The organism is Halomonas sp. 111 (assembly GCF_052379685.1).
In the GTDB taxonomy this organism is placed as follows: domain Bacteria; phylum Pseudomonadota; class Gammaproteobacteria; order Pseudomonadales; family Halomonadaceae; genus Vreelandella; species Vreelandella citrativorans.
The window spans coordinates 33,238-54,963 of the sequence record NZ_JBQSYV010000001.1 but is presented as its reverse complement, the minus strand read 5'-3'; the positions used below and the strand labels follow the sequence as shown (position 1 = coordinate 54,963).

Genomic DNA, 21,726 nt, shown 5'->3' with positions numbered 1-21,726 from the left:
TGAAAACTTGAATGAGCGATAACACGCATGCTTGAAGACCATCGCGGCGGCTCGCGCCATGATACGCTAATGTCCGCCTATCCTGCCGATGAAAGTGGTAGCGGATGGATGATTAGCTACATCGATATTATGACGCTGCTGGTGGCGCTGTTTGTCATTATTGTGGCGGCAGCGGGTGCCAAGGCACCTGAACTGTTTCAAGCATCCTCAGAAGAGGCGGCTCAAACGTCAGACCTTGCACTTGACATACCGCTTCCAGAGCCAATAGAAAATGCACAGCAGCAGCGCACTATTGAGGTGTGGCGGCGAGGGCTGGACCCTTATGCGCTGAGCGCGGCACTTGGCGTTGCCGGGTTGCCCAATCGTATTGCTGAACCTGAGGCTACACCCGAAGCGCCGCCGCCACTGCTGGCACTTGCCCCAGTGGAGGTTTTACCGCCTGAAGAGGTTGCTGAGCCGTTAGCGTGGATGCCTCCTGTGGAGCTGCCCACGCTGTTAATGCGCACGGATGATGAGGCATTAGCGACGCCCTTGGCCGATTATATGGTGCTACTGACAGACCACCCCCCGGTGAATGTTCAGGAAGTATCCATGGATGCGATCAATAGTGCCCAGGTACTTCAGGCCTCCCTGGTCGAGCGTGTTGATGTCTCCCCCTATTTGCCCGACCTGGAAGGTGTTGAGGTTTCCCGGGTGGCGGAGGGGATTAGTTTACGCGTTCAGGATCAACTGCTGTTCCCTTCCGCTGAGGCGGAGCTTACCAGTGGAGGAAGCTCACTGGTCGGCAGCCTGCTGGAAACCATTCAGCGATACGAAGGGGAGGTGTGGGTAGAGGGCCACTCAGACAGCCAGAGTATTAGCACCGAGGAGTTTTCTTCAAACTGGGCACTCTCCAGTGCACGGGCCATTGCCATTGTCGAAGCACTAGAAGCGGAAGGCGTCGCGCCTGAGCGCCTAAGAGCGGTTGGGCTCGCCGCTACTCAGCCACTTGAAGATAACAGCACGCCAGAAGGACGGTCACGCAATCGACGCGTCGAGGTCGTCATTCATATTGAGTAAAAAAGCCCGCCGGGGTGGGCGGGCAAAAGAGCTTGGCTCGAAGTAGCTCGCTAGCCTCAGGGGAGGGGGGGAATTGCTAGCGAGTACAATTTAAGCATAGTTGTAGTGTAGGTTTTTCCAAGCGTTTAAAGTCGGCTTAAACGTTTTGACAAGGCCCACGTTTTATAACCTTGCTGAAATGCATCATAACAGTGTGTTTAGCTGGCGCTGCTTCAAATACTGCTTAAATAAATTGTGGGACAGGCTTTAGCCAGCGAATGGGGTTGAACCAACCCCGGGAGACCTGTGGCCTCCTTCGCCGATATGTCGAGCCACCCGTGGCGCTGGGCTCCCACAATGTTTGCCTGGTCTTGAGGCTTGATGAGCATTGTGGGAGCTTTAGCCAGCGAATGGGGCTTGTGTGCTTGTTAGTGGTATTGCGGGAGGGCTGCTTGCGCTTCTTCGCCGTTTTGATCTACACGGAAGTGGGCAACTTTCTGACGCAGTTGAGTACTAAGCTGCGCTAACCTTTGGGTGGTATGAGTACTCTGTTGCACCAGCCCGGCGTTTTGTTGGGTCATCTGGTCCATCTGGGTCACGGCCAGGTTGACCTGCTCAATACCGCTGCTCTGTTCACTGGTGGCGGCGGATATCTCCTGTACCAGCGTGCTGAGCTGTTGGATATCGGTGACCACGCTATTGATAATGTCGCCGGTATTGCGGACTTGCTGGCTGCCTTCGGCGACTTTAGCGCCGGAGTTTTCAATCAGCTTTTTGATTTCCTGAGCGGCCGATGCTGAACGGCTGGCAAGCTGGCGTACCTCATTGGCGACCACCGCAAAGCCACGGCCCTGTTCGCCTGCGCGTGCTGCTTCCACCGAGGCATTCAGTGCCAAGATATTGGTCTGAAACGCGATGGCATCAATGGTGTTCACGATACTGCTCATTTCCGCCGAGCTTTCATTAATCGTGGCCATGGTACTGACCACCGTGGTCATTGCGTCGCTGCCGCGCTGGGCATTATTCGCCGTGTTCGTGGCCAATTGGCGGGCATGCTCGGCATGGTCAGCATTCTGTTTCACAGTGGCGGTGAGCTCTTCCATGCTGGAGGCTGTTTCGGCAAGGGAGGCAGCCTGCTGTTCGGTGCGGGTTGAAAGCTCTTCGTTAACGCCCACAATTTGCTCAACGCCACTGTTGACCTGGTCGGCACCGTGATGAATATCGCCAATCGTTCCGGCTAACGTCTGCCGCATACGATTAATATCATAAAGCAGGCTTGCTTGGTCACGGCTGGAAAGCTGGGTACTACGGGTAAGGTCGCCATCCGCAATATAACGCACCACCGTTGCCGCGTAGCGCGGGTCCCCGCCCAGGCGGCGAGAAACATCACGAATGACCCAGCCCATCAGCAGAGTGGCCGGCAAGCCGATGATTAACAGCATGATGATGGAATGCAGCAAGTTGGCAATGAATGCTTCGTTAATATCATCCACATAAACGCCGGTTGCCAGTGACCACTCCCACTCAGGCAGGTAGGCCACATAGCTGATTTTAGGTAGCTGCTCGTCGCCATTGGCACGGCGAGCATGGTAGCCAACGTGGCCGCCTCCCGCTTGCGCTGTGCGAAGCAGTTCGGGATACAGCAGCATGCCGCCGGCATCTTCATAGCGGCTCATATCATCGCCAGGTGTTCGGCTAGGGTGGGAGATGACAATTAAATCGTCATTGAAAGAGAAAATATATTCGCCAGCGCCAAAGCTCACACTGGACATATTATCGATAGCGCGTTGTTGCGCTTCTTCAAGGCTCAGTTCGCCAGCGGCGACCCTTTCTTGTAACACTTCAATCTGGTTATGCACGCTTTCGACGATGTACTGAATGCTGTCGCGGCGTTCGCTTTCGATCGTTTGGCGATTTTCCCAGGCAAGCCAGCCCACCAGCAGCAGCATGGTGATCCAGATGATGCCCAGCGTTCCCCAGAGTTTTTGTGTTGTTGTTATTTGCATTAATATTTTCCTATCACAGCTAAGTAAGTAACGAACACTATACTGTATCGGCCTAACGCTCTATTACTTAAGGCGAGCTAAATAAAATTCGTTAAAAGAGTGTTGAAAATTCGCAATAAGCGCGCTGAAAAGGCGGCGGCATACAATCAAAAACGCCCCCGTGGCCAAAAAGCCAAGGGGGCGTTTTTTCTGCTGCTAGCCTGGTTTAAAAATCGCTATCGTCGTGTGTAACGCGTGACGTTGATGAGCGTGATGGCAGAGGGGTTAGGGGCGACTGGTGATCCACTCGGAAGTGAGACACACGCTCGCGCAGTTGGGTACTAAGCTGCGCAAGCATCTGGGTCGCGTGATTGCTCTCTTGCACCAGCCCGGCGTTTTGTTGGGTCATCTGGTCCATCTGGGTTACGGCCAGGTTGACCTGCTCAATGCCGCTGCTCTGCTCACTGGTGGCGGCGGATATCTCCTGTACCAGCGTACTGAGCTGTTGGATATCGGTGACCGCGCTATTGATAATGTCACCAGTATTGCGGACTTGCTGGCTGCCTTCGGCGACTTTAGCGCCGGAGTTTTCAATCAGCTTTTTGATTTCCTGAGCGGCCGATGCCGAACGGCTGGCAAGCTGACGTACCTCATTGGCGACCACTGCAAAGCCACGGCCCTGTTCACCTGCGCGTGCTGCTTCCACCGAGGCATTCAGTGCCAAGATATTGGTCTGAAACGCGATAGCATCAATGGTGTTCACGATACTGCTCATTTCTGCCGAGCTTTCGTTAATCGTGGCCATGGTACTGACCACCGTGGCCATGGCGTCGCTGCCGCGCTGGGCATTATTCGCCGTGTTCGTGGCCAATTGGCGAGCATGCTCGGCATGGTCAGCATTCTGTTTTACAGTGGCGGTGAGCTCTTCCATGCTGGAGGCTGTTTCGGCAAGGGAGGCCGCCTGCTGTTCGGTGCGGGTTGAAAGCTCTTCGTTAACGCCCACAATTTGCTCAACGCCACTGTTGACCTGGTCGGCACCGTGATGAATATTGCCAATTGTTTCGGCCAATGACTCCCGCATACGATTAATATTATAAAGCAGGCTCGCTTGGTCATGGCTGGAAAGCTGGGTACTACGGGTAAGGTCGCCATCCGCAATATAACGCACCACCGTTGCCGCGTAGCGCGGGTCCCCGCCCAGGCGGCGAGAAACATCACGAATCACCCAGCCCATCAGTACCGTGACAGGAATGCCAATAATTAGCAGCGCAATCAGGGAGCGAATGATACTGCTAACAAAGGCTGCATTAATGTCATCTACATATACACCCGCGCCAAAAGCCCAGTTCCATTCAGGAATATAGGCAAAATAACTGATTTTAGGGAACTGTTCGTCACCCGAAAGCCGGCGCGAAAAGTAATCAACGTGCCCACCCCCTGAGCGTGCGGCTTCAAGAAACGCAGCGTACAAATACATGCCTTGTGTGTCTTGAAAACTGCTCATATCCTCGCCAAGCGGGCGATTTGGATGTGATACGATCTTTAGTTGATCATCAAAGGCAAAGATATACTCGCCTTCAGCGAAGCTAGCGTTTGCCAGGCTGTCAATGCCACGTTGCTGCGCTTCGGCGAGTGTGAGCTCGCCGCTGGCTACCTTGCCTTGAAGGGCATCTAGCTGTGAGTGAAGGCTTTCTACGACGCTTTGAATAGTGTTACGACGTTCCTGCTCAATGGTTTGACGAGTCTCCCAGGTTAGCCAGCCAACCAGCGTTAGCATGGCGAGGCAAATAATTCCCAGGATGCTCCAGAGTTTTTGATTCGTGGTTAATCGTGTCATGGTGTTCTTGTCATAGCCTTTCAAATAATGATTGAAGCTTGTATATCGGCCGAATTGGCGATGTGTTTAAGAGAAAGGCCGTTTAATTTTTCAAGAGGGAGGCAAAAACGAAATGCCTGCGGTGCAGGCATTTTTAAAACAGTACCTTAGCTATTTTTGTTAAGAAAAATTAATGCGTTATTGTGTTTCTGGCGCCGGGCTACCCATCAGCTCGAGCAGCTGTGCTGCCTCCGGCATTCCTTGAATGCGATCAATGCGCACAACGCCACTGGCTACTTCACGCTGAAAAGCGCTGGTGGGCGTTGCGTAAAGTCCTAATGCGTCAAACAGCTGGTTATTCGTGTACACCTGCTCTTCAATATCACGGGGCTGTGCGCTGGCTGTTATTGCTTCCCCCTCTTCATGACGCTTGAGGGCTGCACTTGGGTCATCAGCCGCCAGCAGCGTGGCGGCTTTGGCAGGGCTATCAGGCGCTAAAATGCCCACCATGATATGGCGTAACTGTACCTCGCCAGCCTCCACCCACGGGCGGGTTTTCTTCCAAAATGCCTGACAGTAGGGGCAGTTGGCATCAGTGAAGGTGTATATCACCCTGGGGGCTTCGGTGCTGCCATCCTGTATCCAGTGGCTATCTTCGAGTAGTTGCCATGTTTCGGCTTCCAACACTGCGCGGACATGCTGGTCCAACTGGGCTTCCGTCAGGTTCTCGCCCTGGTGATCCGTTAGCGTGCCGACAATCGCGTGCTCGCCATCTGGTGTTAAATAAATGGCTATTTCCTGGCCTTGGGCGCTCGCACCAAAACCGCTTAGCCCACCTGGCGCGTCAAACTGGCCGTGAATTTCCCAGCCTTGGTCGGCCAATGCCTGCACCGGTGCAGGCAGCGCGTTAGCGTGGCTGATATTGAAGCCTGCGAACAGTAGCAAGCCGCTGAGGGCTGTGGAGGTTTTAAAAGCATTGCGTTTTTTAAAAGAGACGTTAAGCGTACGGAGGGTAAGCGGCATCACAACATCCTTGCATAAGGAGCATAATAAGTGACGCTAACCTATCAGAGCCTGCCACCGAAGCATACACAAACGCCTCAGAGAGGGGGGGCATAGCACTTGAAACAGAGGCGCCGCGCTACGAAAAAGTGGCCATGTTGATGCCGGTAGCGCATACAATGCATTTTGTCTTCTGAATTCATTAATCCCATGTATTGAACCAATGCAGCGTGTGTGTCAAATCGTTACAATGGCGGGCTAGACACTACTGTTATTGCATCATGGTCCGCGCTTAAACGCTGCAGACATAACGTTTGGGTCGATTGATGGATGAAAACGCGTTTGAGAACAGTCTTGAAAAACAGTGAGTGATAACAGGTTATAACATGCTTACTCGTGCGGCTTACAGCACGGGCTGACAACAGGTTGACCGCTATGCATTGCCCTTTTTGTGGTGCTAATGATACTCGAGTGACTGATTCGCGTTTGGTAGCGGAGGGTGATCAGGTGCGTCGGCGCCGACAGTGTGCCAGTTGCCAAGAGCGCTTTACTACCTATGAAACGGCAGAGTTTTTGATGCCAAGAGTTGTAAAGTCGGATGGCTCGCGCGAAAGCTTTAATGAAGTAAAGCTACGTGCCGGAATGTTACGCGCCTTAGAGAAGCGCCCGGTCAGCGCTGAAGCTATTGAAGCGGCAGTTGAGCGTATTCGCCAAACCCTGCGCGCCCGAGGCGATCGTGAAATCAATGCGCGTGATATTGGTGAGTCCGTGATGCAGGCATTAAGCAACCTGGATCAGGTGGCGTATATCCGGTTTGCCTCGGTCTATCGTAAGTTCCAGGACATAGACGAGTTTCGCGCTGAAATTGATCGTCTCTCCCAAGAGCCCTCTTTGCCATCGGAGCGTGATAAGGAAGATACGTAATGAGTACCGTTGCCGCGTTTAGCGACGCTGACCACCGCTATATGGCGCGTGCCTTGCAATTAGCCAGGCAAGGGCTTTATACCACTGACCCTAATCCGCGCGTAGGCTGCGTCATTGTACAGCAGCCGCCTGGCCAGCCCGGGCATATTGTGGGGGAGGGTTTTCATATGCGGGCGGGCGAGCCGCATGCGGAAGTTCATGCGCTCAATGCCGCGGGTGACAAGGCCAAAGGGGCAACGGCTTACGTCACGTTAGAGCCCTGTTTTCATACAGGGCGGACAGGGCCATGTGCGTTGGCGCTTAAAAATGCCCAGGTGGCACGTGTTGTGGTCGCCATGGTCGACCCTAACCCGCAGGTCAGTGGGCAAGGAATTGAGCTACTAAAGGCGGCCGGTATCGACGTGCAAATCGGCTTGTTAGAGCAAGATGCACGGGCGTTAAACCCTGGTTTTATCGCTCGTATGCAGCGTAAACGACCCTTTGTGCGTCTAAAAATGGCCATGAGTTTGGATGGGCGTACAGCGATGGGGTCGGGTGAGTCGCAGTGGATAACGGGCCCTGAAGCGCGCAGCCATGTTCAGCGCCTGCGCGCGCGTTCGAGCGCTATTTTGAGTGGCGTTGACTCGATCATTATGGATGATTCACGGTTGACGCTGCGGGCTGATCAACTGCAAGTAGCGAATGCTGACATCGTGGCGTTACGTCAGCCACTGCGCGTTATTGTGGATACGCGTTTGCGCCTGCCTTTAGCGGCGGCCTGTTTACGTGAGCCTGGCCGTACCTTAATAATGACCACGCCCGCACACTCGCCAGAAAAACGCGCCAAGTTAACGGCGGCTGGCGCAGAGGTGCATGTGTTTGAGGCGGGGAGCGATGGGCGTCTTCCGCTGGGCGAATTGCTTGGCTGGCTGGCTGAAAACGAACAGGTCAACGAGCTGCTGGTGGAGACAGGTGCTACGCTCGCTGGTGCGCTGCTGGATGCCAGGTTGGTGGATGAGTTGCAGCTTTTTGTGGCACCCACGTTATTGGGGGGCGAGGCAAAACCGCTCTTTGCGCTACCAGGGCTTTCACAAATGGCGGATCAGCGGCGTTTAAGCATTCATGATATACGAGCGATAGGGCGAGATTGGCGTATTATTGCCTCGCCAGAGCCCGACTAGCGCAGGCGGCGATAGCAAGGTACTCTGTCGCAATTAACAGTGTCGCAATTAATCGTGTCGCAATTATCCGTATTGCAATTGGTTGTGTTGTAATTCAGTGCCGCTATCGGCTTTTGATGGTTGCCCGCTTATTGTTATCAATGTTGGCGGTACGATGGTTACGTAGTGCGCAGCCCCAGTGTTGCGCGGCATCGCATACGCTGCGAACTCATATTTAGGAGCTTCCATGGTGAATTCTTCCTCGGGGGGCTTAGCCTCTATTGCTGAACTGGTAGACGATATCCGCCAAGGCAAGATGGTCATCCTTATGGATGATGAGGGGCGCGAAAATGAAGGCGATATCATCATGGTGGCTGAAAAAGTGCAGGCCGAGCATATCAACTTTATGGCGCGGTTTGCCCGTGGCCTGATTTGTATGCCGATGACGCGCGAACGGTGCGAGCAGCTTAACCTGCCGTTGATGGTGCGCGACAATGGCTCAGGGTTTGGTACCAAGTTCACGCTCTCTATTGAAGCAACCCAAGGCGTGACCACGGGTATTTCTGCGGCAGACCGGGCGCGGACGGTTCAAGCGGCCTGTGCGCCTTATGCCAAACCGACCGACCTTGTTCAGCCGGGGCACATTTTTCCGTTAATGGCTGAGCCCGGCGGTGTGTTGCGTCGTGCAGGCCATACCGAGGCGGCCTGTGATCTGGCAGCGCTGGCGGGCTGTGACCCCAGCGGTGTAATTTGTGAAGTGATGAACGATGATGGCAGTATGGCGCGCCGCCCAGAGCTTGAGGCGTTTGCCCTACAGCATGGTATCAAAATCGGTACCATTGCCGACTTGATTCATTACCGTATTGTTCATGAGCAAACCATTGACCATGTTGAAACATCAATGGTCATGACGTCCCAGGGCGAGCTGGCGCTGCATGTTTTCCGTGATCGTATTCAGGGCGCACATCATTTGGCGCTGGTGAAAGGGCAGCCCACGCCAGAGCAGACCACGACCGTACGCGTTCATTTAGCCGATACGCTGCGTGACGTGCTTGGTTTGGCGAAAGATGATCAGGGGCGCTGGAACGCCCATCGCGCCCTGGAAGAGGTCGCGGGTTCTTCCGCCGGCGTACTGGTGCTTATTGATGATGGCCGCCCACATCAGGATTTGAAAGACCAGTTGGATGTGTTCTTGGATCGTGTGCGCACCCCGCGCACCAGTGAATCTGATGGCACAGGCAACTATTTAACGATTGGTACTGGCTCGCAGATTCTACGCCATCTAGGGGTAGGTAAGATGCGGCTACTAAGCTCACCGTGGAAATTTTCAGCGCTCTCGGGCTTCGACCTTGAAGTGGTCGAGCTTGTGGGGCCTGATGACATCACGTGTGAGCCAATTTCTCAGCAGGAATAAATTGATGCAATCCCTCTCTCAAGTAGAAGGCACGTTTGTCGACGTCGATGGTCGCTACGTTATTGTGGTTGGCCGGTTCAATCATCATGTGGTTGATAGCCTTGTGGAAGGCGCGATTGATAGTTTGACACGTCATGGCGTAGACGCCGAAAACATTCACCTTGTTCACGTGCCGGGCGCCTGGGAATTGCCGCTCGCTGTGAAGCGTGTTCTGAAGGTAATGAAACCTGATGCAGTGATTGCGCTGGGCGCGGTTATTCGTGGCGGTACGCCGCACTTTGAGTACGTGGCGGGCGGCTGTAATACGGCTATCAACCATTTACAGCTGGAGTTTGATACACCGGTTGCCAATGGCGTTTTAACCGTTGAGTCCATCGAACAGGCAATTGAGCGTGCGGGCACCAAGGCGGGTAATAAAGGAACGGAAGCTGCAATGGCGGCGATGGAGATGGTCTCACTGCTGCGCGCGTTACCGCCAGGAGAGTCACAATGAGCGAGCGCCGTGAGCGTAAGGCCTCTGCTGCCCAGCAGAGCCGCCATGCTGCCCGTGAGCTAGCCGTCCAGGGGCTTTACCAGTGGCAGATGACGGGTAAATCAATCACCTCCGTTGAAGCCGAGTTCCGCAGCCAGCTCGCCGATGACGACCTGGAAGACCATGAAAACTGGGTTAAGGTAATGGAGATTGCCGACAAGGCACTCTTTCATGAGCTTTTGCACAATACGGCACGCTATAAGACCGAGCTGGATCGCGAAATATCACCGTTGCTGGACCGCCGTCTGGAAGATCTGGATGCCGTCGAGCTGGCTATTCTACGCTTGGGCGCCTACGAGCTTTCTCGCCGTATGGAAGTACCGTATCGCGTGGTGATTAATGAAGGCGTTGAACTGGCTAAATCCTTTGGCGCAACCGACGGCCATAAATACGTAAACGGTATTCTCGACAAGCTGGCTAACCGCTTGCGAAGTGCCGAAGTCAGCGCCCGCCGCCTGTAACGGCGCGCCGTCTGGTACTGTGTTAAGGGGCCTTTGTGCTTGCTGAATTTGATTTGATTCGCCGTTATCTGATGCCGTCGCAAACGCCACTCCTGGCAGATGGTGTCGCACTGGGTGGTGGCGACGACGCTGCCCTGTTAGTGCCTAAAGCGGGTCATCAACTAGCGGTGAGCGTTGATACCTCTGTCGTTGATGTTCACTTCCCGCATGATGCGCCCGCCTTTGCGGTGGGGCATCGCTCGCTCGCCGTCGCATTAAGCGATTTGGCGGCCATGGGGGCAGACCCACGCTGGTGCTTTATGGCGCTCACGCTTGATCAGCGTACGTTTGCCAATGATCACGCGATTCATGCCTGGCTTGAAGCGTTCGCCAAGGGGTTTCATACGCTTTGTCAGCGTCAGGCCACCACCTTGGCCGGTGGCGATGTTACCTCAGGTGCGCTTACGATTGGCGTTACCGTGATGGGTGAGGCGCCGACGGGGCATGCCTTGACCCGCGCCGGGGCAACGCCTGGCGATATGATCGCCGTGACTGGCGCCTTGGGCGGCGGGGCGGGTGGGCTAGCCCTTTGGCAACGTGGCGAGCGTGATCTTCAACACCCCTTGCTGCGTCGTTATCTCCTGCCTGAACCACGTTTGGCCGCAGGTGTAGCGCTTCGAGGGCTAGCCTCCGCCGCTATTGATATTTCTGACGGACTGCTGGCGGACCTTGGTCATCTACGCAAGGCATCAGGTGTTGGGGCGACGCTCGATATGACATCGCTGCCGCTAGCTGAGGCGCTGGAAAGTAGTCTTGGCCGTGACGCTGCCTGCAACGCTGCGCTCTCAGGGGGGGACGATTATGAACTGTTGGTTACTCTGCCGGCTGAAAACGTTGCCAGTGCGCAGCGCGCGCTTGGCAAGCTGGGGCTACCCTTAACCGTGATTGGTCAATGCAGTGACACGTTGGGTGTAAAAGGGATTGCACCGAACCTGGGGACTGGCTGGCAGCATTTTAATGAGGGGGCGCCATGAACCGTGCACCACCAAGTGTGTGGCGTCGCCCAACGCATTTTTTTGCGTTTGGTTTAGGCAGTGGAACGGTGCCTTGGGCGCCAGGCACCTTTGGCACGCTGGCTGCTATTCCTTTCTACTGGATTATGGCGGAACTGCCCTTGGGCTGGTATTTGGGCATCGTGTTCGTGGCCTTTGTGGTTGGCGTTTGGCTCTGTGATAAAACATCGCACGATTTAGGGGTGCATGATCATTCCGGCATTGTTTGGGATGAGTTTGTCGGCTACTGGATCACCATGGCTGCCGTTCCCTTCTCCTGGGAGGCGGCGCTGTGGGGGTTTATTGTTTTTCGCATTTTTGATGTGTTTAAGCCTTGGCCTATCCGCTGGGCTGACCGACGAGTGGCTGGTGGCTTTGGTATCATGATTGATGATGTCATGGCAGGGATCTATGCCTGGAGTACCATGCACTTATGGTATTGGTTGCACTAAAACGCAACCGCAGGTGACACTGGGCAACACTCACTTCCTATTCGTGCGGTTGCTCAAGGAGATGGCATGCGCAAGGAACGCTTAATTGTCCCTATTTTGGCAGCACTAGCCGTTGTCTGGATGGCGGGACAGCTGCTATCCAGCGTGCTGTTTGAGCGTAGCCTCCGCCAAGCGCTGGAAGATCTGGAGGCACGGGGAGAGTGGCGCGTGTCTCGTGTTGAGAGCAGTCGGGGATGGTTAAGTTCTCAGGGCCGCCTTCTGCTTTCCCCCCTGCTGGGACGTCCCTGGCAATTGGAGCTTACTTACCGTGCACGTCACGGTATTTTAAGCACGGACGTTGAAGGTGCTTTTCTGCCACGATTGGATACGGCGTTACAGCGGGCGGTAGGGGAGGTGACTGCCACCTCCGCACCACGTTGGAAAGGCCGTTACCACACGCTTAGTGGGCATAGTGAGCTACAGCTGGCGTTGGCGCCATTTATTATTCAGCAAAGCGGGCGAGAGCTAGAGGTCCGTGGAGGGCGGCTGCGGTTGGAGGGCGTGTTTGGCGATTGGCGATTACGCGTTCGTATGGACCAGTTAGCGCTAACCGATGGCGCGGCACAGTTAACCCTGGGACCGCTGCTGCTTGAAAGCCGTTACACCTATATCGAAGATGCCCACCATTTCGCTCAGCGCGACCATCTGCATGTTGACGCCTTGTCACTTCACTACCCAGCCTATGACGTAAAACTGGCACCGCTGGATATACACAGCTACATGGTGCTGGATGAAAGTGAGTTGCGTCTCACTGGCGAACTCATTATGGGCGACGTTATGGTGCCTACGGAGGCACCCGATACGGCGCTGCTTAATGGGCATATTGTCATGGAGCTATCACGCCTTAACGCTGATGCGATACGTCAGGCTATCCGTCGGCTGCGCCAGGAAGCTGCTTGGGGAGATACCAGTTTGCCGATGGCCGAGGGGTTGTTATCCCGACTTGAACCTGACCTGCTGCAAATATTGAGTGACTCTCCGCGATTGGATGTTATCACCGTAGACGTGGATAGCCCGCTGTTGGGGATTCGCGTTGATGCTGATGGCGCGCTCTTCTTCGATGCTCGAAAGCTGGATCAGCTCAATGTCACTTTGCTTGATAAGCAGGAAGAGCGTGCCCGTTGGCTTGAACGCCTTGACGGCGATTTTATTTGGCATGATGCACCGACGGTGGTCGCCTTATGGCTGGGCTTGCCGTTAGGAACCCGTGAGCTGCAGTTTGACGTTATACGCGGGAATTGGCGTGTTAACGGTCGTCCCATGCCGGACCTCTGGTCGCAATAGACGGCGCCAAGGGTTGAAGTTTAAGCCTGTTGCCCGCATTCCATAAGCAATGCTAAGCGGTATATCCGCTAGTCACTGTTTACCGGAGGGTATATGAGCGACCAGGAGTACGACCGCGATGACGACAATCTCGGCTGGCTGGGAGAAGATGTCCCGTCATCTGCTGAGACTGACCATATAGGTGAAGAAGAGCATCATCGCTCCGATGGCGAGCGGACAAACTCGTTGGTTCCTGCCAGTGATATGCTGCCTGAACGCATTTATTTACTGCCCATTCATAACCGCCCTTTTTTCCCCGCCCAGGTTCAGCCACTGGTCATTAATCGTGAACGCTGGGAAGAGACCATGCGTCGCGTAGGCAATACGCCCCATAAAACATTGGGCGTTGCCTTTGTGGGCGAGGGCGGTGTGGAGTCGTTAGGTCACGACGATTTTCCCGAGATTGGCACCGCCGTTAAAGTGCATAAACTAAAGGGCGAGGACCAGCAGATTCAGTTTATTGCCCAAGGTGTGCAGCGTTTTCAAATCAAGCGCTGGCTGTCTAAAGAGCCGCCGTATCTCGTTGAAGTTACCTATCCCAAAGAGCCTGTTGATGCGGAAAACGAGGAGACGCGTGCGTATGCCATGGCGATTATTAACGGCATCAAAGAGTTGCTGCCGATTAATCCGCTGTATGGCGAAGAGTTAAAGCACTATCTGAACCGCTTTAGCCCTCATCAGCCAGGCCCCCTTACCGATTTTGCCGCCGCGATTACGTCAGCCAAAGGCCCTGAGCTTCAGGATGTGCTGAATACGTTGCCGGTAGAAGAGCGGATGCACAAGGTGCTGCCACTGCTGCGTAAGGAAATTGAAGTCGCGCAACTGCAAAGCGAGATCAGTGAGCAGGTTAATGCGCAAATGCAGGATCGGCAGCGTGAATTCTTCCTGCGCGAGCAGTTAAAAGTCATTCAGCGTGAGCTGGGTATTTCCAAGGATGACCGCGAAAACGACGTTGATACCTTTAAAGGCCGTTTGGAGTCGCTGGTCGTTCCCGAGCGCGTCCAGAGCCGTATCGATGATGAGCTGAATAAGCTAAGCGTGCTGGAAACCGGGTCACCCGAGTACGGCACGACCCGCAACTACCTGGATTGGCTAACGTCATTGCCCTGGGGGGTCACCAGCCAGGATAAGCTTGATCTAAGCCATGCGCGTGAAGTGTTAAACCGCGATCACGATGGTTTGCAGGACGTGAAAGAACGTATTATCGAGTTCCTCGCGGAAGGCACATTTAAAGGCGATGTAGGCGGTTCCATCGTACTGCTGGTAGGCCCGCCAGGGGTCGGTAAGACGTCTATTGGCCGCTCTATCGCAGAGGCGCTGGGCCGCGAGTTTTATCGTTTTTCTGTCGGCGGAATGCGCGATGAAGCTGAGATTAAAGGCCATCGCCGTACCTACGTGGGCGCCATGCCTGGTAAGCTGGTGCAGGCATTTAAAGAAGTCGAAGTCGAGAATCCGGTGATTATGCTGGATGAAATCGACAAGCTGGGGCAGTCGTTCCAGGGGGACCCTGCCTCAGCGCTGCTTGAGGTGTTAGACCCTGAGCAGAATGTTGACTTCCTGGACCACTATCTGGATGTCCGGATGGACCTTTCCAAGGTGCTGTTTATCTGCACGGCTAACACGCTGGACTCGATCCCCGGCCCGCTTTTGGACCGCATGGAGCAAATTCGCCTTTCAGGTTATATCGCGGAAGAGAAGCAGGCGATTGCCAAGCACCACCTGTGGCCGAAGCTTCTTAAGCGCAATAACATGCCTAAAAAGCGTATCAACTTAACCGAGGCGGCGTTAAAGCAGGTTATTGAAGGCTACGCCCGTGAGGCCGGCGTTCGGCAACTCGAAAAGCAGCTTCACCGTATTGTACGTAAAGCGGCGGTCAAGCTCCTGGAAGAGGAGATCGAAACCGTCAAGATTTCGGTCAACAACCTGGAGGAGTTTTTGGGAGCGCCTCTTTTCCGTAAGGAAAAAGCCCTCAAAGGCGAAGGCGTGGTGACAGGGCTTGCCTGGACATCCATGGGGGGGGCAACCTTGCCTATTGAAGCGGGTAAAGTTCACGCGCTGGACCGGGGATTCAAGCTGACCGGTAAGCTTGGCGATGTCATGAAAGAGTCTGCCAACATTGCCTACAGCTACACCCTGGGCCACCTGCAGGAGTATGGCGCCGATACTGACTTCTTTGATTCAGCGTTTGTTCACCTGCATGTGCCCGAGGGCGCAACACCCAAGGATGGTCCTTCGGCGGGTGTCACCATGACCACCGCGCTACTCTCGCTCGCCAAGCATCAGCCCATTACGCGGCCACTGGCAATGACGGGAGAGCTCACCCTGACCGGTCAGGTGCTTCCTGTTGGCGGCATTCGTGAGAAAGTGATTGCTGCCCGGCGTAGCGACATTTTTGAGGTGATACTGCCCGAGGCCAACCGCCGCGATTACGAAGAACTCCCTGATTATCTTAAGAAAGGTATGACGATACACTTCGCTAACCGCTATAAAGACGTAGCTAACGTTGTCTTTAAGAATTGAAACATACGCCAGGGAAGGGCTGGGCGAGAGTAGATGATTTAAAACATATTTTCTTATCGAACATCGCGAAAAACCTCGTACTTCTAGTGCGAGGATGGATAGCGAGGGGCGCGAGAGCGTCCCTAGTCCGGCCTCGATTGTTGCTCAATATACTGTTTGACCATGCTCAGGGGGGCGCCTCCGACACTTCCCGCAAAGTAGCTTGGACTCCACAGCGAGTTCTTCCGGTAGGCGGGCTGCACCAGTTCAGGGTGTAGTAACTTCATCCGCCGGCTGGATACCCCCTTCAAACTATTCACCAGCTTGGATACCGCCACTTTGGGTGGAAAGTTGACAAGCAAATGGACGTGATCGGTTTCACCGTTGAACTCCTGTAGCTCCGCCTCGAAGTCCCGACACACTCGGTCGAAAAGCAATTCGAGGGAGTTGAGATGCGCGCCGGTGAACACCTTGCCCCGATACTTGGTGACAAAGACCAAATGGGCATGGAGTTTAAAAACGCAGTTTCTTCCTGTTCTGATAGCTTGTTTGGTTTCCATAGACCAAGTATATTCGAAGCCATGAAGCAGACCAAGACCCTCAAGGTTCGAGTGAAGGACAAACACGCCGCCGAGCTTAACCGCATGGCCCGCAGCGTGAATTTTGTTTGGAACTACCTCAACGAACTGTCTTCTCGAGCCATTCGGGAGAAAGGTCTGTTTCTGTCTGCCTACGACATGCATCCCTATACCAAGGGTGCTGGCAAGGACCTCGGCCTGCACAGCCAAACGCTGCAATGCATCGCTGCTGAATACGTTGCCCGCCGCAAGCAGTTCAAAAAGCCCCGCCTGAATTGGCGCAAGTCCGGCGGTGTACGCCGCTCACTTGGCTGGATTCCGGTCAATACCGGCGCGGCCAAGTGGAAGAACGGGCAGGTATTTCACAACGGCACCTACTTCAAGGTGTGGGATAGCTACGGCCTGTCGACATACAAGTTCCGTGCCGGCAGTTTCAACGAAGATAGCCGGGGCCGGTGGTATTTCAATGTTGCGGTCGAGGTGGACGTGCAGCCAACGCTTGGGCAGGGCGCCGTTGGCATCGACCTTGGGCTCAAGGATGTGGCCACCTGTAGCGATGGAGGAAGGCTGGAAAATAGCCGCTTCTACCGCCGCATGGAAGACCAGTTGGCGACAGCCCAACGTGCGCGTAACAAGCGGCGGGTAAAGGCTATTCACGCCAAGATCAAGAACCGTCGCCAGGACGCGCAGCACAAGTTTTCCCGGAAACTCGTCAACCAGTACGGCGAAATCGTCGTGGGCGATGTTTCCTCAACCAAGCTCGCGAAGACCAAGATGGCCAAAAGCGTCTACGACGCTGGCTGGTCACAACTGAAAACGATGCTGGAATATAAATGCGCTCACGCAGGCATCGTCTTCAAGGTCGTTCGCGAAACCAACACCACCCGCGCCTGTTCGTCGTGCGGCTCGCTTAGCGGGCCGCAGGGCGTCAACGGGTTGCGAGTAAGGGTCTGGGAGTGCGTGGAGTGTGGTGTACTCCACGACCGGGACGTGAATGCGGCCCGGAATATCCTCAGCCTCGGGGCAGGACGTTGCCCTCAAGAAGTTGGAATCCCCGTCCTTTAGGGCGGGGAGGACGTCAATCTACGCAATGTACTCAACGGCTTAGCGGGTGCGCGCCACCTGACCTTTCAGATTGCGGCAGGGAACCTGGCGGCCAGCAACAAGCAAACTAGCCACGATGAGCTCGGGGAGCTGCTCTACTCACTGGATACCATGCGCTTTAGTTTGGCCAGTATCGTCACTGATCTGGATAGCCGAGTGTCGATCGTGACCCCGGCCGTTAGGCAGATTGCTGCTGAAAACGAAGAGCTTTCATCACGGACCGAGCAGCAAGCATCATCGCTTCAGCAAACCGCTGCCAGCATGGAAGAGATGACCTCCACCGTGCAGCAGAATACTGAAAACGCGCGTCAGGCAACCGAGCTTGCCATGCAAAATGCCGACAGCACACGCGATACCGGCAAACAGATGGAAGCCCTGGTTGAGCGTATGCAGCGCATTGCCCAAAGCGCAGAAAAAATGACCGAAATGATCAGCGTGATTGATGGCATTGCGTTTCAGACCAACATACTGGCGCTCAATGCCTCTGTCGAAGCGGCCCGCGCGGGCGATCATGGCCGCGGCTTTGCCGTTGTCGCTAGCGAAGTGCGTAATCTAGCGGGGCGGAGCGCGACGGCCTCCCAGGAGATCCGCAAGATGATCGACAGTACTACTCAAGAGGTCAGTGGCGGGCGGAGTGCTGTAGAGCAGGCAGAGCGCGCCATTGAAAATGTGATGCAGCAGGTAAACCGTGTCAGCGTGTTAATGGAATCCATTAGTGCAGCCTCTAATGAGCAGAGCAGCGGTATCGGACAAATTAATTCAGCCGTTGCTGAAATGGACCATGTGACACAGCAAAATGCATCAAAAGTGCAGTCAATCGCGGCGTCAGCCGACAATCTGGCGCTAGAGGCCTTTGAGCTGGCCAACGTGGTCGATGCGTTCCGGTTAAAAGGTTTTCAAGAAGAGAGTGCCAAAGCCGCCCGCGATAAGCTTTCGTTTACGCATAAGGCTCAGCAGAAAACAACCAGGCAGCTGTCCGCCGCCAGTAATGCCGCGCCTAATAAACTCGCCGCCCAGCCTCAGCACGACCAGTGGGAAGAGTTTTAAGCATCTAACGCCTCAACACTCCCTTACGGGATAGATGCCACCCTCCAAGGTGGCATTTTAGAAACGCGTCAGCGGATAAATCTCGTCGGATACTACATCTGGTCTGTGAGCAGCGCTCATGCCACAATCATGGATGCTGGATTCACCTGCCCACCGCCGAGTTGGCAGCGGGCCAAAAAAAAGATGTAGAGGACACTATGCCTGAGTATCGCTCCCGTACGACCACCGCTGGCCGCAATATGGCTGGCGCCCGCGCTTTATGGCGCGCCACGGGTATGAAAGATGACGATTTTCACAAACCTATTATCGCGGTCGCCAACTCGTTTACCCAATTTGTCCCCGGTCACGTCCACCTGAAAGATATGGGCCAACTGGTGGCGCGTGAAATTGAGAAAGCCGGTGGCGTAGCCAAGGAATTCAACACTATTGCCGTCGATGACGGCATCGCGATGGGCCACGATGGCATGCTGTACTCGCTGCCCAGCCGCGACATTATCGCCGACAGCGTTGAGTACATGTGTAACGCGCACTGTGCCGATGCGTTGGTATGTATCTCCAACTGCGACAAGATTACCCCTGGCATGTTGATGGCTGCTATGCGCCTGAATATTCCGGTCGTCTTTGTCTCAGGCGGACCCATGGAAGCCGGCAAAACCAAGCTGTTAAATCATGGCCTGGATTTGGTAGACGCCATGGTAATGGCGGCTGACGACAGCGTGGATGATGAAACGCTGGCCGAAGTTGAGCGTAGCGCTTGTCCCACTTGCGGCAGCTGCTCAGGCATGTTTACCGCCAATTCAATGAACTGTCTGACCGAAGCGCTCGGCCTGGCGCTGCCGGGTAACGGCACTGTGCTGGCGACACACTCGGACCGTCGTCGTCTGTTTGAAAACGCGGGCCACAAGATTGTTGAGCTGGCTAAGCGTTACTACGAAGGCAATGAGGCGCACCTGCTGCCTCGCGCGATTGGCTCGAAAGCCGCTTTTCGTAACGCGATGACCCTGGATATCGCCATGGGCGGTTCCACCAATACCATTTTGCACCTGCTGGCGGCCGCGCAAGAAGCGGAAGTCGACTTCACCATGTCGGATATCGATCAGCTTTCCCGTGAAGTGCCTCAACTGTGTAAAGTGGCGCCCAACACCCAGAAGTACCACATTGAAGATGTGCACCGGGCGGGTGGCATCATGGCGATCCTGGGTGAGCTTGATCGCGCGGGCGTGCTGGATACCTCGGTGCCCACGGTTTACGGTGATAGTCTCAAGACCGCGCTGGACGAGTGGGACATCATGCGCTCACCCAGCCCGGAAGTGGTTGAGTTCTTTAAAGCAGGTCCTGGTGGAGTGCCCACCCAGACGGCCTTCTCGCAAAGCACGCGCTGGCCAAGCCTGGACGGTGACCGAGCGACTGGCTGTATCCGTAACCTGGAGCACGCGTTCTCAACCCAGGGCGGCTTGGCCGTGCTTTACGGCAACATCGCGCTGGACGGCTGTGTGGTCAAAACCGCCGGTGTTGATGATTCGATCCTACTGTTTGAAGGCACGGCCCACGTCGTGGAGTCCCAGGACCAGGCGGTCGCCAACGTACTGGATGGCAAGGTAAAAGAGGGTGATGTCGTGGTGATTCGCTACGAAGGCCCTAAAGGCGGTCCCGGCATGCAGGAAATGCTGTATCCAACCTCATACCTTAAATCCAAAGGGCTGGGCAAAGCCTGCGCGCTACTGACCGATGGTCGCTTCTCGGGGGGGACATCCGGTTTGTCCATTGGCCACGTATCGCCGGAAGCGGCAGCGGGCGGTGCAATCGGCCTGGTGGAGCAGGGCGATACCATCATCATTGATATCCCCAATCGCACGATTAACGTCAAGCTTTCCGATGCTGAGCTTACCGCTCGTCGCGAAGCGATGGATGCCAAAGGAAAAGAGGCTTGGAAACCGGTCGAGCAGCGCCCCCGCAAAGTGACGCCTGCGCTAAAGGCCTATGCACTGTTAGCGACGTCCGCTGACAAAGGAGCGGTGCGCGATCTTTCCAAGCTCGATTAAACGTTCGCAAGGAGCATTATGAAAGCAACGATCAATGTGGGCCTGGTAGGTTATGGGTTCGCGAGTAAAACGTTTCATGTACCGCTCATTCAGGCCACGGAAGGCCTGGATTTGGTCGCGGTGTCCTCAAGCGACGCCGCTAAGGTGCAGGCGGATTTGCCTGATGTAGAGGTCGAGAGTGAGGCGCGGGCATTATGCCAGCGTTACGATATTGACCTTATTGTGATTCCTACCCCCAACGATACCCACTTTCAGCTTGCCAAAATGGCACTTTCTGCGGGCAAGCACGTGGTGGTGGATAAACCGTTTACCGTGACGCTGTCAGAAGCCAAGCAGTTAAAATCGCTGGCCGTGGTGAAAGAGCGTTTGATCTCGGTGTTTCATAATCGCCGTTGGGATAGCGATTTTTTAACGGTTAAGGCTTTGCTTGAGACAGGCACGCTAGGACGTGTGACCGGTTTCGAGTCGCGCTTTGATAGGTTCAAACCAGAAGTACGTGACCGCTGGCGCGAGAAAGCCACGGCGGGTGGCGGTCTCTGGTTTGACCTAGGGCCACACCTGCTAGATCAGGCATGTGAGCTGTTCGGGATGCCCAACGCCATTTTGCTGGAGCTGGGTACTCGCCGCGAGGGCGCGCAAGCCGATGACGATTTTCTCGCGCTACTGGCCTACGATGACCGGCGTGTTCAGTTAAGTGCCAGTGCGCTAGTGGCCGAAGCGACACCACGTTTTCGGATACATGGCACGCAAGGCAGCTATATAAAATACGGTCTGGACCCTCAAGAAGATCGCCTGAAAGCAGGGGAGGTGCCTGCTGTTAATTGGGGAGAAGATACCCCAGGCACGTTGACGCTACGCGATGGGGAGGATGAAAAGGCATCACTGACAAGCCATGAGCATCCTACTCAGCCGGGTAACTACCTGGCCTATTACCAAGGAATCGTCGAGGCTCTTCAAGGCCGTGCTGCGCTACCGGTAGATATCGAAGCCGCGCTACGCTCGATGACGCTTTTGGAAGCGGGGCAGGATAGCTACCGCCAACGCCGCTGGATAGCGCTTAAACCCCACTTTTAACCCAACACGAAGATCGGCACCCTCTTCACGCGGGTGCCTTATTTGCTCGTTCCTCGCAAAACGTTACCACGCGCTACAATTCTCGCTAGGTCCGTAAGTAGCGCAAATTTGTAGCGCGTGGTAAGCGCAGCGCACCCGCGGGAGCAACGCGAAGCGTTGCCGGGGTTGGGTGGCGGGGTGCAATAGCATAGACATAAGCACGGTGGCGCAGCCAAGGCGGCTTGCG

At 55.1% G+C, this 21,726-nt stretch carries 19 protein-coding genes; 14 read left to right on the top strand and 5 right to left on the bottom strand.

The genetic code is table 11. The features are described from left to right. Positions 1–27 precede the first annotated feature (27 nt). Complete coding sequence (locus ACT3T7_RS00240) at positions 28–1,059, top strand: OmpA family protein (RefSeq protein WP_444629720.1); 1,032 nt, start codon at positions 28–30, stop codon at positions 1,057–1,059. 407 nt (positions 1,060–1,466) lie between these two features. Here ACT3T7_RS00240 and ACT3T7_RS00235 read toward each other — a convergent pair whose 3' ends face one another. The 3 genes from ACT3T7_RS00235 to dsbG form a co-directional block, all read right to left on the bottom strand. Then, positions 1,467–3,044, bottom strand: coding sequence for a methyl-accepting chemotaxis protein (locus ACT3T7_RS00235; protein WP_172116154.1), 1,578 nt, complete (start codon positions 3,042–3,044; stop codon positions 1,467–1,469). 205 nt (positions 3,045–3,249) lie between these two features. Next, positions 3,250–4,860 (bottom strand): methyl-accepting chemotaxis protein, encoded by a 1,611-nt coding sequence (locus ACT3T7_RS00230; RefSeq protein WP_192527968.1) that lies wholly within the window; start codon positions 4,858–4,860, stop codon positions 3,250–3,252. A gap of 177 nt (positions 4,861–5,037) precedes the next feature. Further along, positions 5,038–5,862 (bottom strand): thiol:disulfide interchange protein DsbG, encoded by an 825-nt coding sequence (dsbG, locus tag ACT3T7_RS00225; protein ID WP_444629719.1) that lies wholly within the window; start codon positions 5,860–5,862, stop codon positions 5,038–5,040. Between the two features lie 414 nt (positions 5,863–6,276). Between dsbG and nrdR the strand changes: the two genes are divergently transcribed. Next, positions 6,277–6,765, top strand: coding sequence for a transcriptional regulator NrdR (nrdR, locus tag ACT3T7_RS00220; RefSeq protein WP_172116157.1), 489 nt, complete (start codon positions 6,277–6,279; stop codon positions 6,763–6,765). Beyond that, positions 6,765–7,925 (top strand): bifunctional diaminohydroxyphosphoribosylaminopyrimidine deaminase/5-amino-6-(5-phosphoribosylamino)uracil reductase RibD, encoded by a 1,161-nt coding sequence (gene ribD, locus ACT3T7_RS00215; protein ID WP_444629718.1) that lies wholly within the window; start codon positions 6,765–6,767, stop codon positions 7,923–7,925. The genes nrdR and ribD overlap by 1 nt, the downstream gene beginning before the upstream one ends. A gap of 63 nt (positions 7,926–7,988) precedes the next feature. Here ribD and ACT3T7_RS00210 read toward each other — a convergent pair whose 3' ends face one another. Beyond that, a complete protein-coding gene (locus tag ACT3T7_RS00210) occupies positions 7,989–8,153 on the bottom strand; it encodes a hypothetical protein (protein WP_192527971.1) in 165 nt (54 codons plus the stop codon). Here ACT3T7_RS00210 and ribBA point away from each other — a divergent pair. The 7 genes from ribBA (at position 8,152) to lon (ending at position 15,676) form a co-directional block, all read left to right on the top strand. Then, positions 8,152–9,318, top strand: a complete 1,167-nt coding sequence (ribBA, locus tag ACT3T7_RS00205; RefSeq protein ID WP_444629717.1) for a bifunctional 3,4-dihydroxy-2-butanone-4-phosphate synthase/GTP cyclohydrolase II — start codon at positions 8,152–8,154, stop codon at positions 9,316–9,318. The genes ACT3T7_RS00210 and ribBA overlap by 2 nt on opposite strands. A gap of 4 nt (positions 9,319–9,322) precedes the next feature. Next, entirely contained in the window at positions 9,323–9,811 is a 489-nt protein-coding gene (gene ribH, locus ACT3T7_RS00200) for a 6,7-dimethyl-8-ribityllumazine synthase (RefSeq protein ID WP_192527973.1), read from the top strand. Further along, entirely contained in the window at positions 9,808–10,311 is a 504-nt protein-coding gene (gene nusB / locus ACT3T7_RS00195) for a transcription antitermination factor NusB (protein WP_444629716.1), read from the top strand. Before ribH ends, nusB begins: the two co-directional genes overlap by 4 nt. 35 nt (positions 10,312–10,346) lie before the next feature. Further along, the gene (gene thiL / locus ACT3T7_RS00190; RefSeq protein ID WP_444629715.1) at positions 10,347–11,324 is read left to right on the top strand and encodes a thiamine-phosphate kinase; all 978 of its coding nucleotides are present in this window, start codon (positions 10,347–10,349) and stop codon (positions 11,322–11,324) included. Next, complete coding sequence (locus ACT3T7_RS00185; protein ID WP_087105686.1) at positions 11,321–11,794, top strand: phosphatidylglycerophosphatase A family protein; 474 nt, start codon at positions 11,321–11,323, stop codon at positions 11,792–11,794. The genes thiL and ACT3T7_RS00185 overlap by 4 nt, the downstream gene beginning before the upstream one ends. Positions 11,795–11,860: 66 nt before the next feature. Then, a complete protein-coding gene (locus ACT3T7_RS00180; protein WP_444629714.1) occupies positions 11,861–13,117 on the top strand; it encodes a DUF945 family protein in 1,257 nt (418 codons plus the stop codon). Positions 13,118–13,210: 93 nt separating this feature from the next. After that, a complete protein-coding gene (lon, locus tag ACT3T7_RS00175; protein ID WP_444629713.1) occupies positions 13,211–15,676 on the top strand; it encodes an endopeptidase La in 2,466 nt (821 codons plus the stop codon). A 122-nt stretch (positions 15,677–15,798) separates the two neighbouring features. Here the strand turns inward: lon and tnpA are convergent, their stop codons facing one another. Continuing rightward, positions 15,799–16,215: an IS200/IS605 family transposase gene (gene tnpA, locus ACT3T7_RS00170; protein ID WP_172116163.1), complete on the bottom strand. Its 417-nt coding sequence runs from the start codon at positions 16,213–16,215 to the stop codon at positions 15,799–15,801. Here tnpA and ACT3T7_RS00165 point away from each other — a divergent pair. The 4 genes from ACT3T7_RS00165 (at position 16,108) to ACT3T7_RS00150 (ending at position 21,500) form a co-directional block, all read left to right on the top strand. Further along, a complete protein-coding gene (locus ACT3T7_RS00165) occupies positions 16,108–17,298 on the top strand; it encodes an RNA-guided endonuclease InsQ/TnpB family protein (RefSeq protein ID WP_253926937.1) in 1,191 nt (396 codons plus the stop codon). The two genes, tnpA and ACT3T7_RS00165, sit on opposite strands and share 108 nt — an antisense overlap. Before the next feature lie 150 nt (positions 17,299–17,448). Further along, the gene (locus tag ACT3T7_RS00160) at positions 17,449–18,384 is read left to right on the top strand and encodes a methyl-accepting chemotaxis protein (RefSeq protein WP_444622170.1); all 936 of its coding nucleotides are present in this window, start codon (positions 17,449–17,451) and stop codon (positions 18,382–18,384) included. A 197-nt stretch (positions 18,385–18,581) separates the two neighbouring features. After that, positions 18,582–20,426: a dihydroxy-acid dehydratase gene (ilvD, locus tag ACT3T7_RS00155; protein WP_444629712.1), complete on the top strand. Its 1,845-nt coding sequence runs from the start codon at positions 18,582–18,584 to the stop codon at positions 20,424–20,426. Positions 20,427–20,444: 18 nt separating this feature from the next. After that, the gene (locus tag ACT3T7_RS00150; protein ID WP_192527979.1) at positions 20,445–21,500 is read left to right on the top strand and encodes an oxidoreductase; all 1,056 of its coding nucleotides are present in this window, start codon (positions 20,445–20,447) and stop codon (positions 21,498–21,500) included. Positions 21,501–21,726 lie beyond the last annotated feature (226 nt).

Bases quoted from the DNA above. Each gene is read 5' to 3' on its own strand.
- ACT3T7_RS00240 (WP_444629720.1), top strand. From the start codon at position 28: ATGCTTGAAGACCATCGCGGCGGCTCGCGCCATGATACGCTAATGTCC.
- ACT3T7_RS00235 (WP_172116154.1), bottom strand. From the start codon at position 3,044: ATGCAAATAACAACAACACAAAAACTCTGGGGAACGCTGGGCATCATC.
- ACT3T7_RS00230 (WP_192527968.1), bottom strand. From the start codon at position 4,860: ATGACACGATTAACCACGAATCAAAAACTCTGGAGCATCCTGGGAATT.
- dsbG (WP_444629719.1), bottom strand. From the start codon at position 5,862: ATGCCGCTTACCCTCCGTACGCTTAACGTCTCTTTTAAAAAACGCAAT.
- nrdR (WP_172116157.1), top strand. From the start codon at position 6,277: ATGCATTGCCCTTTTTGTGGTGCTAATGATACTCGAGTGACTGATTCG.
- ribD (WP_444629718.1), top strand. From the start codon at position 6,765: ATGAGTACCGTTGCCGCGTTTAGCGACGCTGACCACCGCTATATGGCG.
- ribBA (WP_444629717.1), top strand. From the start codon at position 8,152: ATGGTGAATTCTTCCTCGGGGGGCTTAGCCTCTATTGCTGAACTGGTA.
- ACT3T7_RS00210 (WP_192527971.1), bottom strand. From the start codon at position 8,153: ATGGAAGCTCCTAAATATGAGTTCGCAGCGTATGCGATGCCGCGCAAC.
- ribH (WP_192527973.1), top strand. From the start codon at position 9,323: ATGCAATCCCTCTCTCAAGTAGAAGGCACGTTTGTCGACGTCGATGGT.
- nusB (WP_444629716.1), top strand. From the start codon at position 9,808: ATGAGCGAGCGCCGTGAGCGTAAGGCCTCTGCTGCCCAGCAGAGCCGC.
- ACT3T7_RS00185 (WP_087105686.1), top strand. From the start codon at position 11,321: ATGAACCGTGCACCACCAAGTGTGTGGCGTCGCCCAACGCATTTTTTT.
- ACT3T7_RS00180 (WP_444629714.1), top strand. From the start codon at position 11,861: ATGCGCAAGGAACGCTTAATTGTCCCTATTTTGGCAGCACTAGCCGTT.
- lon (WP_444629713.1), top strand. From the start codon at position 13,211: ATGAGCGACCAGGAGTACGACCGCGATGACGACAATCTCGGCTGGCTG.
- ACT3T7_RS00165 (WP_253926937.1), top strand. From the start codon at position 16,108: ATGCGCGCCGGTGAACACCTTGCCCCGATACTTGGTGACAAAGACCAA.
- tnpA (WP_172116163.1), bottom strand. From the start codon at position 16,215: ATGGAAACCAAACAAGCTATCAGAACAGGAAGAAACTGCGTTTTTAAA.
- ACT3T7_RS00160 (WP_444622170.1), top strand. From the start codon at position 17,449: ATGCGCTTTAGTTTGGCCAGTATCGTCACTGATCTGGATAGCCGAGTG.
- ilvD (WP_444629712.1), top strand. From the start codon at position 18,582: ATGCCTGAGTATCGCTCCCGTACGACCACCGCTGGCCGCAATATGGCT.
- ACT3T7_RS00150 (WP_192527979.1), top strand. From the start codon at position 20,445: ATGAAAGCAACGATCAATGTGGGCCTGGTAGGTTATGGGTTCGCGAGT.